The organism is Hymenobacter cheonanensis (assembly GCF_030581075.1).
Lineage (GTDB): Bacteria > Bacteroidota > Bacteroidia > Cytophagales > Hymenobacteraceae > Hymenobacter.
Genome location: NZ_JAUQSW010000004.1, coordinates 94,969 through 113,049, shown reverse-complemented (window position 1 = coordinate 113,049; position 18,081 = coordinate 94,969). Strand labels below are relative to the sequence as shown.

Annotated in this window: 18 protein-coding genes; 15 read left to right on the top strand and 3 right to left on the bottom strand. The window is 60.6% G+C overall.

All coding sequences use genetic code 11. From position 1 onward, the window contains the following. The first annotated feature begins 109 nt into the window (after nt 1–109). Complete coding sequence (locus Q5H89_RS09330; protein WP_305019033.1) at nt 110–610, top strand: DUF6438 domain-containing protein; 501 nt, start codon at nt 110–112, stop codon at nt 608–610. A gap of 9 nt (nt 611–619) precedes the next feature. On the opposite strand, the gene Q5H89_RS09325 is transcribed toward Q5H89_RS09330, so the two are convergent. Continuing rightward, on the bottom strand, nt 620–2,308 hold the full coding sequence (locus tag Q5H89_RS09325) for an ABC transporter substrate-binding protein (RefSeq protein ID WP_305019032.1): 1,689 nt from the start codon (nt 2,306–2,308) through the stop codon (nt 620–622). Nucleotides 2,309–2,380: 72 nt separating this feature from the next. Between Q5H89_RS09325 and Q5H89_RS09320 the strand changes: the two genes are divergently transcribed. The 9 genes from Q5H89_RS09320 to Q5H89_RS09280 all read left to right on the top strand — a co-directional run bounded on the left by Q5H89_RS09320 (nt 2,381) and on the right by Q5H89_RS09280 (nt 9,421). Further along, nucleotides 2,381–3,067 (top strand): metal-dependent hydrolase, encoded by a 687-nt coding sequence (locus tag Q5H89_RS09320; RefSeq protein ID WP_305019031.1) that lies wholly within the window; start codon nt 2,381–2,383, stop codon nt 3,065–3,067. Nucleotides 3,068–3,328: 261 nt separating this feature from the next. Beyond that, nucleotides 3,329–4,138, top strand: a complete 810-nt coding sequence (locus Q5H89_RS09315) for a ParA family protein (protein ID WP_305019030.1) — start codon at nt 3,329–3,331, stop codon at nt 4,136–4,138. Between the two features lie 65 nt (nt 4,139–4,203). Further along, on the top strand, nt 4,204–4,566 hold the full coding sequence (locus tag Q5H89_RS09310; protein ID WP_305019029.1) for a hypothetical protein: 363 nt from the start codon (nt 4,204–4,206) through the stop codon (nt 4,564–4,566). Between the two features lie 14 nt (nt 4,567–4,580). After that, nucleotides 4,581–4,805, top strand: a complete 225-nt coding sequence (locus Q5H89_RS09305; RefSeq protein WP_305019028.1) for a hypothetical protein — start codon at nt 4,581–4,583, stop codon at nt 4,803–4,805. A gap of 147 nt (nt 4,806–4,952) precedes the next feature. Next, nucleotides 4,953–5,936 (top strand): ParB/RepB/Spo0J family partition protein, encoded by a 984-nt coding sequence (locus Q5H89_RS09300; protein ID WP_305019027.1) that lies wholly within the window; start codon nt 4,953–4,955, stop codon nt 5,934–5,936. Nucleotides 5,937–5,979: 43 nt separating this feature from the next. After that, nucleotides 5,980–6,729 carry a DUF5683 domain-containing protein gene (locus tag Q5H89_RS09295; protein ID WP_305019026.1) on the top strand — a complete coding sequence of 250 codons (750 nt, stop codon included), beginning with the start codon at nt 5,980–5,982 and terminating at the stop codon, nt 6,727–6,729. 28 nt (nt 6,730–6,757) lie between these two features. After that, complete coding sequence (dapB, locus tag Q5H89_RS09290; protein WP_305019025.1) at nt 6,758–7,480, top strand: 4-hydroxy-tetrahydrodipicolinate reductase; 723 nt, start codon at nt 6,758–6,760, stop codon at nt 7,478–7,480. 99 nt (nt 7,481–7,579) lie between these two features. Next, entirely contained in the window at nt 7,580–8,758 is a 1,179-nt protein-coding gene (lepB, locus tag Q5H89_RS09285) for a signal peptidase I (protein ID WP_305019024.1), read from the top strand. A gap of 168 nt (nt 8,759–8,926) precedes the next feature. After that, complete coding sequence (locus Q5H89_RS09280) at nt 8,927–9,421, top strand: HNH endonuclease (protein ID WP_305019023.1); 495 nt, start codon at nt 8,927–8,929, stop codon at nt 9,419–9,421. 75 nt (nt 9,422–9,496) lie between these two features. On the opposite strand, the gene Q5H89_RS09275 is transcribed toward Q5H89_RS09280, so the two are convergent. Continuing rightward, nucleotides 9,497–10,402, bottom strand: a complete 906-nt coding sequence (locus Q5H89_RS09275; protein ID WP_305019022.1) for an alpha/beta fold hydrolase — start codon at nt 10,400–10,402, stop codon at nt 9,497–9,499. 194 nt (nt 10,403–10,596) lie between these two features. Here Q5H89_RS09275 and Q5H89_RS09270 point away from each other — a divergent pair, with 194 nt between their 5' ends. Together Q5H89_RS09270 and Q5H89_RS09265 are read left to right on the top strand one after the other, a co-directional pair. Beyond that, nucleotides 10,597–11,844: a DUF3298 and DUF4163 domain-containing protein gene (locus Q5H89_RS09270; protein ID WP_305019021.1), complete on the top strand. Its 1,248-nt coding sequence runs from the start codon at nt 10,597–10,599 to the stop codon at nt 11,842–11,844. 47 nt (nt 11,845–11,891) lie between these two features. After that, nucleotides 11,892–12,488, top strand: a complete 597-nt coding sequence (locus tag Q5H89_RS09265; RefSeq protein ID WP_305019020.1) for a DUF4202 domain-containing protein — start codon at nt 11,892–11,894, stop codon at nt 12,486–12,488. A 9-nt stretch (nt 12,489–12,497) separates the two neighbouring features. Here the strand turns inward: Q5H89_RS09265 and cobA are convergent, their stop codons facing one another. Continuing rightward, nucleotides 12,498–13,247 carry a uroporphyrinogen-III C-methyltransferase gene (gene cobA, locus Q5H89_RS09260; RefSeq protein ID WP_305019019.1) on the bottom strand — a complete coding sequence of 250 codons (750 nt, stop codon included), beginning with the start codon at nt 13,245–13,247 and terminating at the stop codon, nt 12,498–12,500. A gap of 332 nt (nt 13,248–13,579) precedes the next feature. Between cobA and nirB the strand changes: the two genes are divergently transcribed. The 3 genes from nirB to Q5H89_RS09245 all read left to right on the top strand — a co-directional run bounded on the left by nirB (nt 13,580) and on the right by Q5H89_RS09245 (nt 18,048). Beyond that, nucleotides 13,580–16,084 carry a nitrite reductase large subunit NirB gene (gene nirB, locus Q5H89_RS09255; protein ID WP_305019018.1) on the top strand — a complete coding sequence of 835 codons (2,505 nt, stop codon included), beginning with the start codon at nt 13,580–13,582 and terminating at the stop codon, nt 16,082–16,084. A 206-nt stretch (nt 16,085–16,290) separates the two neighbouring features. After that, the gene (gene nirD / locus Q5H89_RS09250; protein ID WP_305019017.1) at nt 16,291–16,641 is read left to right on the top strand and encodes a nitrite reductase small subunit NirD; all 351 of its coding nucleotides are present in this window, start codon (nt 16,291–16,293) and stop codon (nt 16,639–16,641) included. Between the two features lie 87 nt (nt 16,642–16,728). Next, nucleotides 16,729–18,048 (top strand): MFS transporter, encoded by a 1,320-nt coding sequence (locus Q5H89_RS09245; protein WP_305019016.1) that lies wholly within the window; start codon nt 16,729–16,731, stop codon nt 18,046–18,048. The last annotated feature ends 33 nt before the right edge of the window (nt 18,049–18,081 follow it).

The window sequence follows — 18,081 nt, the reverse complement described above, 5'->3', positions numbered from 1 at the left end:
TGGTGCCTGGCACTGCCGAACGCTTTTTTTATATCCTGGGCTGGCCCGGTTTTCGTTTTAGGATGCGGGTGCACTTTTGCGTCGCCTTTCCCCCTAGTCCCTTTTACTTATGCGCTACCTTTTCTGGCTACTCGTCTTTTCGCTAGCCCTGCCCGCTTGCGCACAGCGCAAGGCGCCCCGCAAAGCCAAGACGACCAAAACGACCCCCATTGCCGCCGCGCCCAAAACCCAGGAGCCCGTGCTGGTGTACCAGCGCACGCCCTGCTACGGCCGCTGCCCCGCCTACACCGCCACCATTTTTGCCGACGGCCGGGTAGAGTATGATGGCCAGCGCTTTGTGCCGCTGCTCGGCAAGCACACCCTGAACCTGCCGCCCGCCACCGTGGCCGCGCTGCTGGCCGAGGCCAAGCGCATCAATTTTGCGGGCTTGGCTGAGCGCTACGCGGGCAATACCTCCGACCTGCCAGCCAGCATCATCACCGTGCATCCGGCCGGCCAGCCCCTGCACGCGGTGTACGCCTCCGAAAATATTCCCGAAAACCTGCAGGGCTACATCAACTACCTCAACGGCCGTCTCGACCCGCTGGCGGGCGTTAACCCCACGGAATAGCCTGGCTGGCTAGTCTTTGTGCACCCGCTCCAGCAGCAGCTGGTTCATGGGGTTGGGTGCCAGGCCGCGCACGTTGCGCTGCGTGAGGCGAATTATTTCGTCGTAGTACAGCGAAATCACCGGCTGGTCGCGCACCACTAGCCTATCCATTGCCTGGTAAAGCGCGGTGCGCCGGGCGGCGTCCTGCTCCCGAATGGCCTGGGTGTAGAGCTGGTCGTACTCCGCTGATTTATAGTGCGTTTTATCGGGACCGGCGGGGCTGAAATTAGGTGAGTAGAACAGTGCCAGGTAGTTTTCGGCGTCGGGGTAGTCGCCGAGCCAGCTTTTGCTGAAAAATGCGGCGCGGCCATTATCCACCAACTCCTGCTGGGCGGCCGACTGGTTCACGTCAATCTGCACCTGCACGCCCACGTCGGCCCAGTTTTTCTGGAGGTATTCGGCCACGGCCTTGCGCTCGGCCACGGTGCTCAGGCGCAATTGTAGCGGCCGGCCAGCCCCATAGCCAGCGGCCCTGAGCAACGCCCGCGCCTTTTGGGGCTGATAGGTGTAGCCGGGCACCCTAGCGGGCGAAAATGACGGCAGCGCCGCCGGCACAAAGCCCGACTCGCCGGGCCGTCCCACGTGGTTGAGCACGTAAGCCAGCATCTCGGGCCGGTTGATGGCGTAGCTCAGCGCCTGGCGCACGCGCACATCGCGCAAAGCGCGGCCCTGGCTGGCCTGCTCGCCGGTGAGCTTGGCCGAGTCGAGCTGAAAGCCCAGGTATTCGGTGTTGAGATAAGGCGCTTTCTGCAAATTGAAGCGCCCCTGAAAATCGGCCCGCACCGAGCCGTCGGGGTTCAGAATAAGGTCGCGCGAGCCCTCGCGGATACCACTCAAAAAATCCAGCTTGCCTTGCAGAAAGGTGAGAAACTCGGTCTTGCGGTCGGCAATAAAGCTGATGGCAACTGCATCTAAATAAGGCAGTTGTCGGCCCTGCGCATCGTGGCGCCAGTAATCGGGGTTGCGGTGGTAGAGTAGCACGTTGCCCTCATCCCAGACCTTGAATTGAAACGGCCCGGTGCCCACCGGGTGCTCTCGAAAGTCCTTGCCATATTTCGCCACCGCCTCGTGCGGCACCACGTAGGTGTAGGGCATGGTGAGCAAACTCAGAAACGGAATAAACGGCGCCTTGAGGTGAATGCGCAGCGTCGAGTCGTTGGCCGCCACAAAGCAGGTATCGCTGATGTTGCCTTTGCTGTCTTCCAGCACTTTGCCCCGGAATATCCAGCCGCCCGGCGAGGCCGTGCCCGCATCAAGCAAGCGTCGAAAGGAGTACACAAAATCGCTGGCCAGCACTTCCCGCCCTTTGCTGTCGGCAAAGGCTTCGCTGTTTTGGAAACGCGCCCCGCGCCGCAGCCAGAACGTGTACGTGAGCCCGTCGGGCGAAATCTGGTACCGGCGGGCCAGGGCCGGCGCGGGCTGCAAGGTCGAATCCAGCTCTAGCAGGCCGTTATACAGCTGCGCCACGGCCCAGCTATTAGCCTGGTTGCGGGCAAAGGCGGGGTCGAGCGAAGTGAGCGCCTCGGGCTGGTTGTAGCGAAACACGCGCCGCTCATCGGCCGCCGAGGGGCCGGCGCCCGAGCAGGCGGCCAGCAGCGCCAGGCTGGCTACGGTGGCTAGCCCGGCGAGCCAGCGAAAACGCGAGGTAGGTAGAAACATCGGTTTGGGGTGTCGGTTGCAAAGGTAGGGGCCGCACCGGCCCCATTTTTTCGCTCCTTTTCCCTCTGTTTTATGCAGCTTACCTATTTCGGCCACGCCAGCTTTCTGGCCACCATCGGCGGCGTGCGCGTGCTGTTCGACCCCTTCATCAGCCCCAACCCCCTAGCCAAAGACATCAATGTGAACGCTATTGAAGCCGACTACATTTTGATTTCGCACGGCCACGGCGACCACATTGCCGACGCCGAGGCCATTGCCAAGCGCACGGGCGCCAAAATCGTGGCCATCGCCGAGATAGCCGGCTACTTCGGCGCCAAGGGTATTGAGGTAATTGGCACCAACCTGGGCGGCAAGGTCGTGCTGCCCTTCGGCACGGTGCATTGCGTGGCCGCCGCCCACAGCTCGTCGTTTCCCGACGGCTCGTATGCTGGTGTGGCGATGGGTTTCGTGGTTAAGGCCAATGATGGCTCGGCCAAAACGCTGTACTTCGCCGGCGATACGGCCCTGACCTATGATATTAAGCTCATCGGCGAGCGCCACAAGGTAGACGTGGCCCTGCTGCCCATCGGCGACAACTACACCATGGGCCTCACCGATGCCCTGGTGGCCGCCGACTGGGTGGGCACCACCGAAATCATCGGCATGCACTACGATACCTTCCCCGTTATCGCCATCAACCACGAGGCGGCCCTGGCCGAGGCTAAAGCCGCTGGCAAAAATCTGCGCCTGCTGCGCATCGGCGAAACGGTGGAGCTGTAATTTTTTTGCCCTTGCGAGCGCAACGAAATGGAGCGCGGTACTCTTCCCTTCCCGCTGGGCTAGTAACCCCTTGATGCAGGCGACAAAGGAAAGAGTACCGCGCTTCACTTCGTTGCGCTCGCAAGGACAAATGAGGGTGGTTGCGGCCCAGCGCTTGGCGAATCCATTTTTTTTAGCCTTATTTTGTAAGTTAAACAGCGCCGGCTTCGGCGGACTTACTTCCTATCCGCGGCGCGTTTCTTAGTTATTTCGTTTGTTGTTATGGGCAAAATTATCGCGGTAGCCAACCAGAAAGGTGGCGTCGGCAAAACCACCTCGGCCATCAACCTGGCCGCCTCCTTGGCGGCCCTGGACTACCGCACCCTGCTAGTAGACGCCGACCCGCAGGCCAACGCCACCTCGGGCGTGGGCTTCGACCCCAAAGACATCGAAAACAGCGTGTACGAGTGCATGGTCGATGGCATTGCTCCGCAGGATATCATCTTGCAAACCAACATCCTGCCGCACCTCGACCTCATGCCCTCGCACATCGACCTGGTGGGCGCCGAGGTGGAGATGATAAACCTGCCCAACCGCGAGGAGAAAATGAAGGAGGCCCTGCGCCCCCTGGCCGACCAGTACGACTTCATCATCATCGACTGCTCGCCCTCGCTGGGCCTCATCACAGTGAACGCCCTCACGGCGGCGCACTCGGTTATTATTCCGGTGCAGTGCGAGTACTTCGCCCTCGAAGGTCTGGGCAAGCTCTTGAATACCATTAAGATAATTCAGAGCCGCCTCAATACTGACCTCGAAATCGAGGGCATTCTGCTCACGATGTACGACGTGCGCCTGCGCCTCAGCAACCAGGTGGTGGAGGAAGTGCAGCTGCATTTCCAGCAGCTCGTGTTCGACACCATCATCCCGCGCAACGTGAAGTTGAGCGAGTCGCCGAGCTTCGGCATTCCCGTCATCCTGCACGACGCCGAGAGTAAAGGCGCCGTGAGCTACCTCAACCTGGCCCGCGAAATAGTGGAGAAAAATAGTGTAGAGGCTAGGCCCGAAGAGGCGCCGGAGGATGAGCTGGTGTAAGGCCAGTTGCCGGATACTGATAAGCTGTAAGCTGCGTCTATACCTGCTCAAATTCTACAGCCTACATGTCTGCTTATTATACTTCCAACGAAAAAGTTTATCCTTTTCTCAATGACCGCCGACGGGGGTTTGAATTATTTTGGCAGACAGCCTACGTCAATCATCTTGAAGACCGTAAAAACCACCACTCGCATCGGGGGGCTGGATTCAAAGAAGTTGCGCAAGCTGCCGTGGACCCGAGCACTATTTGGGTAGAGCTAACTCAGTATAGTACCAAGAATCAGTTGCGCTACGTGGGGCTGTTTGAGTTTAAAGGGAAACTTCATCAGATTCTATGCGTGTTCTTAATCCAACCACACAAGCGCTGCATTATCAAGACCAGCCACATCGCCGATAACGATTTAGTGCGCTTGGTAAAAGCCATTTAACTTGTGCTATGCGTATGAAAAAGACCATCACTACCGCCGAAGAACCATCGGAAATTAAAGCAGAACTGCTGGCTCTCACGGGCTCAACAGCTAGCTACAACGCGTTGCTCGATAATATTGGCGAGCAGTTACGCACTATCGCCCGCGGCGGCCATCGCATTGTGATGAAGGGTGATAAAGTGGTAAGTGTAAATGCGCCAACCAAGCGGCAGCCGCGCCGACCACGCACTGCTAGCTGATAATTGCTGCTGACAAGCCCCGAAGGCTGGACGAGAAGTATCGAATAGAACTGCGACCGCTGGGCCCCCAGCTTGCCCTTCGCCCCCTAGTCCGTAATTTTGAAGTTCTGGGCGGGCCGGCCATTCGGCCCCCAGACCCTAGCCAAGATGTCCGCAGAGAAGAACGAAGAAAAAATCCAGGCTGCCCTCAACGCCAACCCCGGCGTGGCGGGCGCCGCCAAGCGCCGCATCGGCGGCCTGGGCCGGGGCCTCAACGCGCTTATTGAGGGCAGCTACGACAAGCCCAGCGAGCGCGTGCTTACGGCCACGCCTAACCCCGTGAGCACGGTGGGCCTGATTCCGGTGGGCCACATTGAGGCCAACCCCTACCAGCCGCGCACGCACTTCGACCAGGAAGCCCTGGCCGAGCTGGCCGATAGCATTAAGATTCAGGGCATTATTCAGCCCGTAACGGTGCGCCAGCTGGGCACCAACTCGTACCAGCTCATCTCGGGCGAGCGCCGCCTGCAAGCCAGCAAGCTGGCCGGCCTGGACACCATTCCGGCCTACGTGCGCAAGGCCGACGACCAGCAGATGCTGGAAATGGCGCTCATCGAGAACATTCAGCGCGAAAACCTGAATGCCATCGAAATCGCCCTCAGCTACCAGCGCTTGCTGAGCGAATGCCAGCTGCGACAGGAAGACCTGGGCGAGCGCGTGGGCAAAAACCGCTCGACCGTGACCAACTACCTGCGCCTGCTGAAGCTGCCGCCCAGCATCCAGATTGGCCTGCGCGACTCGGTGATTGGCATGGGCCACGCTAGGGCGCTCATCAACATCGAAGACCCGCAGCAGCAGGTAGACCTCTACCGCCGCATTGTGGCCGAAGACCTGTCGGTGCGCCGCGTAGAGGAGCTGGTGCGCAATGGCTACGCCCGCCCCGAGGGCAGCCCGGCCGCCGCTAGCCCTGCCCCCCCGGCCACGCCTGTAGTGCCCGTGGCCGAGCTGCGCCGCACCGAGCGCCAGCTCACCGACTACTTCGGCTCGAAGGTGCAGCTGCGGCCCAGCCCACAGGGGCGCGGCGAAATCAAGATTTCCTTCGATTCGGTGGAGGATATGCAACGCATTCTGCACATTTTGCAACCTGCGTAAGTACCGCACTTACTCTGCGCCGGTCGGCGCTAGCGGCTTACTGATGAGAAACTTCGTGCTTTTACTTGCCCGGGGGCTGGCCAGCCCCGGCTGGCGGCTGGCCGTAGTGGTGTTGCTGGCCGGGGCGCGGCCGGCGCTGGCCCAGGTGCCGACCTCTACCAACCCGTATGATGTGAACCCGGCGGCGCCGCAAATGACGCGGCCCGACACGGCTACCGTGCGCAAAATCACGAGGAAAGAGAAGCGCGCCCAGCACGCCGCCGACTCGGCCAAGCGCACCGAGCGGCTCTTTGGCCTGCGCCTGACCCGGCCCGAGAAGGCGGGTATTCTGGCGCTGATTCCGAGCGGCGGGCAGATTTACAACAAGCGCTACTGGAAGCTGCCCATTGTGTACGGCATGGTGGGCGGGCTGGGGTACTGGATATATTTTCAGCAGACTCGTTATATTGAGTATAAAAAGGCGTACTATATAATACGCGACATCCCAACGACAACTACTGCTGTCACTCCCGCCGACTACCTGAATGAGACTGACTTTCCGAACGCCCGGCGCGAAACGTCGCTCACCAATATCTATAACAACTTCACCGGCTACCGCAGCTACCGCGATTTGGCGGTGCTCATTGGCGCGCTAGGGTATTCTTTGACCATTCTGGATGCCGTGGTGGATGCCCACCTGCACGACTTCGACGTGAGCGACAACCTCTCGCTGAACTGGCAGCCGGCCATGGTGCCGGTGCCGGGACAGGCGGCCTTCACGCCGGGCCTGACCCTGACGCTGCACGCCCGATAGCTGGGCTAGCCAGTTGAAAATCAATTCTATGAAAATTCTTCTTATCGGCTACGGCAAAATGGGCCAGACGATAGCGGGCCTGGCCGCCAGCCGGGGCCACGAAATTGCGGGCATCGTCGACCACCAGACCTCGGGGCAGCGCATCGAGGACTTTACGCCTGGCCAGGTCGATGTGGCCATCGAGTTTACGCACCCCGAGGCGGCGTTTGGCAATGTAGCGGCCTGCCTGCGCCAGGGCCTGCCGGTGGTGTGCGGCTCTACGGGCTGGCTGCACCACTTTGAGGAGGCTAGCCAGCTAGCTGCCGAAACCAACGGCGCCCTGTTCTACGCCTCCAACTACAGCGTGGGCGTGAACCTGTTTTTCCACTTCAACGAGTACATCGCGGCCAAGATGAACCAGTTTGCAGCCGGCTACGATGTGCAGATGACCGAGATTCACCACATCCACAAAGTAGACCAGCCGAGCGGCACGGCCCTCACGGCCGCCGAAGGCATTATCGCCAATTTCCCGGCCAAAACCACCTGGCGCAACGCGCCTGCCCAGGCTCCGCACGAGCTGGCGGTGCTGAGCGAGCGGCGCGGCGAGGTGGTGGGCACCCACGAGGTGCGCTACGTGTCGAGCGCCGACACCATTGAGCTGCGCCACGAGGCCCACTCGCGCGAGGGCTTTGCGCTAGGGGCGCTGCTGGCCGCCGAGTGGCTGCCCGGCCGCCACGGCGTGTTTGGCATGAAGGAGCTACTGGGGCTGTAGAGTAAGACGCCGGCCGGCATGGCTTTCTTGCAATGCCGGCCGGCGTTGTTTATTTGCTTAACTATTCTTTTGGGGAGCTTGCGCTCCCGCTCTTGTTTCATGCTCTTTCGTAAAACTGACCCGAACGCTCCGCCCAAACCGCCGAAAGGCAAAGGCCGGGAGTGGGTCGATTCGTTGCTGTTTGCAGTTATTGCGGCTACGCTCATTCGCTGGGCCACGTTCGAGGCCTACGTCATCCCGTCGGAGAGCATGGAGCACTCGCTGCTGGTAGGCGACTACTTGTTTGTGAGCAAGCTGCACTACGGGCCCATTACCCCCCAAACGCCCCTGCAGGTGCCCCTCACGCACCAGACGCTGCCGGTTTTTGGCATCAAGAGCTACTCCGACCTTATTCAATTGCCCACGTACCGCCTGCCGGGCTTTAGCTCGGTGAAGCGCAACGACGTGGTGGTGTTTCACGTGCCGCACGAAACGCAGTACCCGGCCGACCTGCGCACCAACTACATCAAGCGCTGCATTGCCATTGCGGGCGATACGCTTACCATTAAGGACCGGCAGGTATTTATCAACGGCAAGCCGGGCGTGATTGCCGGCCAGCCGCAGACCCGCTACTTTATGCAGGTGAAGGAACTGAACGACGAGGTGCGCCAGGCCCTGCACGACCAGGGCGTGGTGAGCTACCGCACCCCCGACGGCCTGCCCTCGGCCGAAACCGGCGCCGATGGGCAGCTCGGCTATAGCATCGAGTGCACGGCCAGCGTGGCCGACTACTTCCGCCACCAGCCCTACGTGGTGTCGTTGACGCCCGCCAGCGATGCCGTGGGCGCCTCGCTCTTCCCCGATGCCGTGGACCTGCATTACGCCGACGGCATGCAGCTGCTAGGGGGCCAGAGCGCCACCAAGCGCGGCTGGACCCTCGACAACTACGGCCCGCTGCCGGTGCCTAAAAAAGGTCAGACCATTGCTCTTTCGCCCGCCAATGCCGGCATTTACTACAAAATAGTGAGCCAGTACGAGCGTAACAAAAATGTAACTTGGGACGCCAACACCGGCATGATTCTGCAAGATGGTAAGCCGCTCACGAGCTACACTATCAAGCAGAACTACTACTTCATGATGGGCGACAACCGCCACAACTCCGAAGACTCGCGCTTCTGGGGCTTTGTGCCCGAAGACCATATCGTGGGCAAGGCCGTGCTTATCTGGCTCTCGCTCGACCCATTTGGCGACGCCACGCACAAAGTGCGTTGGGGCCGCCTGTTTCATACCATCGACTAGAGGGTACGCAGGCAGAAGAAGGGGGCGTGAAAAATTACCTGGCAGTAATTTTTCACGCCCCCTTCTTCGTTATGCGCCGCGTTTCGGCTGGAATCATTCGGCCGGAATTTTTTGTTCATATGGGTGAAATCTAGTAGCTTGCGCTCAACTAGTTTTCGCCTCTCGTATATGGACCAAAAAGTGCTTGTACTCAATGGCGATTACACCGCCATCACCTTATGCAGTGTGCAAAAGGCGTTTGTATTGTTGTTTCTGGATAAGGCGGAAATGGTAGCAAAGTCGGACCAGGGCGTGCTGCGTACTATCTCGCAGGCGTTTCCCAAGCCCAGTATCATCCGCCTGGCGCGCTACGTGCGCGTGCCTTACAAGGGCATTGCTCTCAGCCGCCATAATATTTTCAAGCGCGACCAGTACGAGTGCCAGTACTGCGGCTCGACCAAAAGCCTGACCCTTGACCACGTGATGCCCCGCTCGCGCGGCGGCGACTCGGGCTGGACCAACCTTGTGGCTGCCTGCTCGCGCTGCAACCATGCCAAGGGCCAGCGCACGCCCTCGGAGGCTAACATGCCGCTGCGCACTCAGCCCAAAAAGCCAACCCTGGCCGGCTTCCTCAAGCTGTCGGCGGGCACGCTCGACCAGAACTGGCACGCCTACCTGGGCTAGCACTCTTTTACCCAACACCAACAAAAAAGCTCCTCGCCGGCTGGCAGGGAGCTTTTTTGTTATGCCAGAGGCTGGCTAGTAAGTGGTTGCCTCGGCTGCGCCGGCCGGGTAGGCCTCACCTTCGGAATAGTCTTCCGAAACCGGCTGGCCGCTGATAAACGTGAGCAGGTCGCGGTTAAGGCGGTCGGCAGCCGTTACGTTGAGGCCGTGGGCTTCGCCCTCGTACACTACCAGCTGAGCCCCGGGCACCAGCTCTACGGCGCGCTTGGCACTGTTGTCGAGGGGTACCGTTTTGTCGGCGTCGCCGTGGATAAACAGGGCCGGCACTTTAATACCTTTCAAATCCTGACGGAAGTCAGTGGCGCTGAAGGCTTTCACGCACTCGGTGGTAGCGCGGGGGGTGGCCTGCAGGGCAATGCTCTGGCTCCAGTCGAGGGTGGCCTGGCTCACGGGGTGGCTGATGGGACCCACGCCGTAGAAGCCTTTGCCGAACGTGGCCAGAAAGTCGGGGCGGTCTTTGCCAATGTTTTTCAGCATATCGTCGAACGTCGACTTGTCTACGCCGTCGGGGTTATCCTCTGTCTTGAGCAAATAAGGCGTTACGGAGCTGATAAAGACCACCTTGCTTACGCGCGCACCCTGGTGGCGGCTCATGTAGCGGGCTACTTCGCCACCGCCCATCGAGAAGCCTACTAGGGTCACGTTTTGCAAATCGAGACCATCAAGCACGGCCTTCAGGTCGTCGGCTAGGGTGTCGTAGCCATAGCCATCCCAGGGCTTCGACGACTTGCCGAAGCCACGGCGGTCGTAGGCCACCACGCGCACGCCGTGTAGCGGCAGCTCGGCTAGTTGAAATTCCCAGGATTGGAGGTCGAGCGGCCAGCCGTGGATGAGCACGACGGGGTTGCCCTGGCCATAATCTACGTAATTGATTTCAATGGGCTTACCGGCGGCATCGCTGCCTGCTTTGATGAGGTTCATAAGGGAAAAGGAAGAGTGAATGGGAAGATTCTCTTCAGAATTACGCAAAGCTGACTGCCAGGGATGACGAATGACATAATTTTTATGTTACCAGAGCTAGCGCGCTGGCTATTAAGCCGAAGCGTACATCCCTTTCAACTAGCAGATTTATTGGCCTTAGCAAACCACAAGTGTTTTTAACCGTCTTTTGCGGCATGAAATGCTCTCTGTACGCGCTGCTGGGATTACTTGGCCTGGCGGCCTGCAACAACCAACCTGCCACTACTGCCACTACCAAAACAGGCGCGGCTAGCCCCCCACCACCGGTGGCCAGCTCGCCCGGCACCTCCTACCACGTGTACCGCGCCCTGCTACCCGGCCAGGCCGACAGCATTACCCTGCACCTGGTGGAGGCCCCGCGCAGCTTTGATGCCACGGCTACCGGCCACTTCGGCAGCTACTACGGCCTCGACGGCCACCCCTACACCCTGCAGGGCCAGCCTAGCGCAGCCCCCGACAGCGTGGTGCTGTTCGAAACGAGCCCCGAAAAAGCTATCGACCCCAATGGGCCCAGCCTGTACTGGCGCCTGCGCCGCCAGCCGGGCCGCGGCGACCTGGCCGGCACGGTGGGCGGGCAGCCTACCCGGCTGCGCCTGGTGCAGCCGGCGGCCGGCGCGCTCACGTTTGCCGTGCGCTACTTTGCCGACTCGGCCGCCGCCTTTCCGAAGGAAGTGCAATCGCCGCGCGGGCATATCAGCTTGCAGGCACTGGTGCCCATTGGGGGCGAGGCTGGTTTGCGCGAGCGCCTGACGGATAACATCTTGCTATGCCTGCGTGGCGACACCCTCGATGGCTTGCCGCCGGTAGACCTCACGGCCCTGTATAAGCAGCAACGCCAGCAGTTTTTCAAGGAATACCGCGAGGATGCCGCCGATAGCCGACCCGCCCCGGCCGATACGGCGGGCATGGGGGCCTACGCGCCGGGCCTCAGCTACGAAGACCAGACGAATACCTACGTGCTCTACCGCCAGACCAATCTGCTGAGCCTGGCCTTTTTTCACTACAATTTTAGCGGGGGCGCGCACGGCTCGTATGGCTCGACGGGGGCTAGCTACGACCTGCGCACCGGCCAGCGCCTGCGCTACGCCGATATTTTTCGGCCCGATGCGGCAGTGCAGCTGCCCGCGCTGCTAGGCCAGGCCGTGCGCCCGCTGGTGGGCCTGGCCGCCACCGACCCGCTCGATAAGCAGCTCTTTGTGAAGCAGATGCCCGTGACGCACAACGTATATCTGACCACCGGCGGGGCTGTATTCATCTACCAGCCCTACGAAATTGCGTCGTATGCGCAGGGCGAGGTACGGGTATTTTTGCCGCTGGCCAAAATTCGGCCGCTGCTGCGCGATGGGCTGCCGCTGCCGGCCGCGGCAGCCCTGGTTTCTACTTCTGGGCCAGCAGGCCGGTAGCTATTTTTTGTTGTACTGCCACCAGCGCTTCGCTATTTCACTTTATGATGCCTGACTTCCCCCACTTAGCCGAAGCCTTCCGCCTGTTCGACGCGGCCAACAGCGAAGACCCCAACCTCGAACCTAACGAAGCGGGCGAACTGGTGCCCAAAGAAGTGCTGTATGCCCAGCGCATGAGCGCCTGCCTGGCCCGCGTGGCGCCCAATGCGCCCGAGGCCGTGCAGCTAGCCGCCCGCTGCCAGCACATCCGGCGCTGGAGCATTCCGCGCACCGATTTTCCCATGACGCGCCCCGGCTACCACCAGTGGCGCAACACGCTCAAGAAATACCACGCCGAGCTAGCCGGCCAGCTGCTGGCCCAGGCTGGCTACGCGCCCGAAATGATAACCCGTGTGCAGGAACTGGTGCAGAAGCTGCGCCTGAAAGACGACCCCGAGGTGCAGCTGCTGGAAGACGTCATTTGCCTGGTGTTTTTGGAGTATTATTTCCTGCCCTTCGCCGCCCAGCACCCCGAGGCAAAGGTGCTTGAAATAGTGCAGAAAACCTGGCCGAAGATGACCGAGCGCGGCCACGCGCTAGCCCTGCAACTACCCTTCACACCCGAGGCGCTAGCCCTGATAACAAAGGCGCTGGGCAGTAACTAGCCAAGAGCGTTACCCCTCATCCATCGTGCGGCCCACGCCCACTACGTCGCCAATAAAGATGATGGCCGGGTACGTGATGCCCGCCGCAACTACCAGCTGGGGTAGCTCTTGCACACGGCCTACCACCACTTTGCGCTGCGGCAGCGAAGCGTGCATTACGGCGGCGGCCGGCGTGTGGCCGCGGCCTTCGGCTACATAGGTGGCGGCGATTTCGGGCAGTTTCTTCATGCCCATGTAGATAACCACCGTCGAGTTGCTTTGCATGGCTAGCCGCAAATCGGCCGAGAGCGAGCCGTCTTTTTTGGTACCCGTCAGCACCCAGATGCCTTCGCTCACCTGCCGGTGCGTGAGCGGAATATCTTCAAAGCCAACGGCCTGCATACTCGAAATACCTGGCACGTAGTGCGCCGCAATGCCGTGGCTGCGGGCAAACAGCATTTCCTCGAAGCCCCGCCCGAAGATGAACGGGTCGCCGCCCTTCAGGCGAATAACGCGCCCCTTGGCCAGGGCCTTCTCGCGGATTAGTGCGTGAATAACATCTTGGGGCGTGTACTCGCCGTAGGGTTTTTTGCCCACATAGATGCATTCGCAGGCGGTGGGGGCTAGGGCCAGCAGCTCCTGGTTGGCTAGGTTGTCGTAGAGAATTACGTCGGCCGTTTGCAGAATGCGGTGCGCTTTCAGGGTCAGCAACTCGGGGTCGCCGGGGCCGGCACCTACTACATACAGTTCGGGAACAATGGGCAAACGGGTCATGGACATGACGGCAGATACAACAAAGGGCTAGCCCAAGTAGCTAACAAAGAAACGCTACTAGCTGCCTGGCAAAATAACAGCCCCATGTTGGCTATGAGCAACCGAGCAGCTAGGACTACCTGTTAAATTTAGGGTATTGCTAAGAAAAATTAACCTTTATTTTTGAAACTACCTATTTGATAGAGGGTCATTTTTGTTTAAGTTTGCTGAATAAGATGTACAACACCCCTTAATAAAGGGCCTTAGTGAAATCATCTTTATTTTAATTCCCATCCTCCTCCCCCTCCCCACCCCTCGATTTTGCCAACTCATTTTCTATCTATACCTCACTGGTTAGTATGGCACCGCAGGGAAAACCAACCGTCGTTGTTATCGGCAACGGCATGGTCGGCTACAAATTTTGCGAGAAGCTCCTCGCCAAGTCGACCGCTTTTAACCTCGTAGTATTCGGCGAAGAGCCCCGCGTGGCCTACGACCGCGTGCACCTGAGCGAGTATTTCGGCGGCAAAACCGCCGACGACCTGCTAATGGCCCCCCGGCAGTGGTACCACGACAATGGCATCGTGCTGCACCTCGGCGATGCCGTGCAGGAAATCGACCGGGCCAGCCGCACGGTGCACGCCCGCAGCGGCCTCGTGCAGCCCTACGACTACCTGGTGCTGGCTACCGGCTCGTCGGCCTTCGTGCCCGATGTGCCGGGCGTGGAGAAGCAGGGCGTGATGGTGTACCGCACCATCGAGGACCTCGACGAGATAAAAGCCTACGCGGCCACCGCCCGCAGCGGCGCCGTGCTCGGCGGCGGCCTGCTAGGCCTCGAAGCCGCCAAAGCCCTGCTCGACCTCGGCGTGGCCGACGCCCACGTGGTAGAATTTGCCCCGCGCCTCATGCCCAGGCAGATAGACGCGGCCGGCAGCGCCATGCTGCAAGCCAAGCTGGAGGCGCTAGGGCTGAAAATTCACCTCAGCAAGGCTACCTCGCACATTGGCGGTGAGGGTAAGATAGACGCCCTGCACTTCGGCGACGGCTCCATTCTGGAAGTAGATATGCTGGTGATTTCGGCCGGCATCCGGCCGCGCGACGAGCTAGCCAAGCTAGCCGGCCTGGAAGTGGGCATGCGCGGCGGCATCGTGGTCAACGACGAGATGCGTACCAGCGACCCCAGCATCTTCGCCATCGGCGAGTGCGCGCTGCACGGCGGCATGATTTACGGCCTCGTGGCGCCCGGCTACGACATGGCCGAAGTGGTAGTGAGCCAGTTGCAACAAGGCGCCCGCGCCTTCACCGGCTACGACATGAGCAGCAAGCTCAAGCTGATTGGGGTAGACGTGGCTAGCTTCGGCGACCCGTTTATTGCGGAGCCGCACAGCCGCAGCATCGTGTTCGAGGACGCGCACAGCGGGGTGTATAAGCGCATCAATATCAGCCCCGACGGTAAGTATCTGCTTGGCGGCGTGCTTATTGGCGATGCGGAGGCCTACAACATGCTGCTGCAAACCGTCAACAACAAGCTGGCCCTGCCGCCGCACCCCGAAGACCTGATTCTGGGTGCCCGCGGCGGCGAGGCCAGCGAGGGCGCTGGCGTAATGAGCCTGCCCAATGAAGCCTTGGTGTGCTCGTGCGAGGCCGTGACCAAGGGCATGATTTGCGACGCCGTGACCGGGCTAGGCGCCACCAGCGTGGACGCCATGAAGAAGTGCAACAAGGCCGGCACCGGCTGCGGCGGCTGCGTACCCATGGTGAAGGACCTTATCAACGGCACGCTCACGGCGCAGGGCGCCTACATCAAAAACGTGCTGTGCGAGCACTTCGACTACTCGCGCCAAGAGCTATTTGACCTACTGAAAATCAACGACATTCGCACTTATGGCGCGGCACTCGACCACTTCGGCACCGGCGATGGATGCGAGGTGTGCAAGCCTGCTGTGGGCAGCATCCTGTCGGGATTGTGGAATGAGCTGATTGTCAAGCAAAACACCATTCAGGATACCAATGACCGCTACCTGGCCAACATCCAGAAGGGCGGCAGCTACTCGGTGATGCCGCGCATGGCGGGCGGCGAGGTGTCGCCGCAGCAGCTGATGGCCATCGGCCGCATCGCGGAGAAGTACCAGCTCTACACTAAGATTACGGGGGGCCAGCGCATCGATATGTTTGGGGCGCACGTCAGCGACTTGCCCAATATCTGGGAGGAGCTGATTGCCGAAGGCTTCGAGAGCGGGCACGCTTACGGCAAGAGCCTGCGCACCGTGAAAAGCTGCGTGGGCAGCACCTGGTGCCGCTACGGCCTGCACGACAGCGTGAGCTTTGCCATCGAAATTGAGAACCGGTACAAGGGTATTCGCTCGCCCCACAAAATGAAAAGTGGCGTAAGCGGCTGCGTGCGCGAATGCGCTGAGGCCCAAGCCAAAGACTTCGGGGTAATCGCTACCGAAAAAGGCTGGAACCTCTACGTGTGCGGCAACGGCGGCGCCAAGCCCCAGCACGCGCAGCTGCTAGCCGCCGACCTTGATAAAGAAACCCTACTCAAGTACCTCGACCGCTTCCTGATGTTCTACATCAAGACGGCCGACCCGCTGATGCGCACCGCCACCTGGCTCAACAAGCTCGACGGCGGCATGGCCTACCTCCGCAACGTGGTCATCAACGACAGCCTCGGCATTTGCGCCGACCTGGAGGCCGAAATTTCGCTGCTCATCAAAAACTACCATTGTGAGTGGAAGGAAGTGGTTGAAAACCCAGAGTTGCGCAAGCAGTTCACGCACTTCGTGAACGCGCCCCAGGTGAAAGACCCCACCATGGAATTTGCCGAGATGCGCGGGCAAAAGATATCTAAAGCCTGGTAAACCCATTAGCCCGAACGGCAATGACCCGATGGCGCGAGGCTCTGCCTTGTGCCAACTATTTGCGGGCCTCTGGCCCGCACGCCAGGGCACGCTGGCAAAACCAGCCCCAACAACGCTTGCAGACGCGCCGGCCAAAGGCCGGCAACTAGACGGCGCGGGGCAGAGCCCCGCGCCATCCCATACAATCAATTAACAAATAGCCGTTTATGGAAACGCTGACCGCAGCTACCTGGCTCCCCGTGTGCCAGACCGCCGACGTGCCCGCCGATGGCGGGGCCTGTGCCCTGGTAGAGGGCGAGCAGGTGGCCATCTTCAACTTTGCCCGGCGCGGCGAGTGGTACGCCACCCAAAACCTGTGCCCCCACAAGCAGCAGATGATACTGGCCAGGGGCATGATTGGCAGCACCGGCGAAGCCTGCGAACCCAAGGTGGCCTGCCCTTACCACAAGCGCACGTTTTCGCTGCTCACCGGCGAGTGCCTGAACGCCGACGAGTGCGCTATTCAGACGTATCCCGTTCGGGTAGAGAATGATACTGTGTATATCGGCTGGGCTTAATCTAGCGCGGACTTTGTAATCCGCGTTCGCATCGCTTTTCACATGCGGACTAAAAGCCCGCGCTACTTCGCACTAAATCACTTGCTTATGGATGCCACCACTACCGCCCAGCAGCCGCTGACCCGGCTCAACATCTTCGCCGCCAAAGGTGTGCAGATGCGCACGTTTCATCTCACGTGGCTCACGTTTTTCTTCTGCTTTTTTGGGTGGTTTGGCATTGCGCCGCTCATGCCGCTGGTGCGCGAGCAGTTGCACCTCGATAAGGGGCAGGTGGGCAATATTGTCATTGCCTCGGTGTCGGCCACCATCCTGGCGCGCCTGCTCATGGGCAAGCTTTGCGACACCATCGGGCCCCGGCTGGCCTACACGCTGCTGCTGGCGGTGGGCGCCGTGCCGGTGATGCTTATCGGTCTGAGCAACAGCTATGAAACTTTCCTATTATTCCGGCTAGCCATCGGCATTATCGGCGCGTCGTTCGTCATCACGCAGTTTCACACCTCGATGATGTTTGCGCCCAACGTGGTGGGCACGGCCAACGCCGTGGGCGGCGGCTGGGGCAACCTCGGCGGTGGCATTGCCAACATGGTGATGCCGCTGGTGGCCGCTGCCTTCGTAAGCCTGGGCTACGTGGACAAAGCCAATTCGTGGCGGCTGGCGATGGTAGTGCCCGGCGTTATCCTCTTGATAATGGCCGTGTTGTATTACAAGTATACCGAAGACACCCCGCGCGGCAACTACGCCAGCATTCAGCGCGACGCCACGACCAAAAAGAAAGGCACCTTCCTGCTAGCCCTGCGCGACTACCGCACCTGGCTGTTGGCGCTGGCCTACGGCGCCTGCTTCGGCATTGAAATCACCATTGACAACGTGGCCGCCGTGTACTTCGTCGACCACTTTGGCGCCACGCTGGTGGCGGCGGGCCTGCTGGCCGGCATCTTCGGCTTCATGAACATCTTTGCCAGGGGCCTGGGCGGCATCGTGGCCGACCGCACCGGCCGGGCCTACGGCCTCAAGGGCAAGTGGGTGCTGCTGAGCGTCTTTCTGGTGCTCGAAGGCATTGGCATTGCGTTTTTCTCGCTCGCCCCCAGCCTCACGCTGGCCATCGTATCGATGCTGGTGTTTGCCCTGTTTTTGAAAATGGCCAACGGCTGCACCTACTCCATCGTGCCGTTTGTGAACAAGCAGGCCATCGGCAGCGTGAGCGGCATTGTGGGCGCGGGCGGCAACCTGGGCGCCATGCTGGTCGGCTTCCTTTTCAAGTCCAAGGAAATCAGCTACAGCACGGCGTTTCTCTACATTGGCTTTGGCGTGGCGGCCGTGGGTGCGCTGGTGCTGCTGGTGCGCCTGGTAGTGAAAGAAGCGGGCGAGGCGCCGGCCGAAGCGCCGCTAGCCCTGGCCGGGGCCTAGGGCTCAAAGGTAAAAGGCTGTCATGCAGAGCGC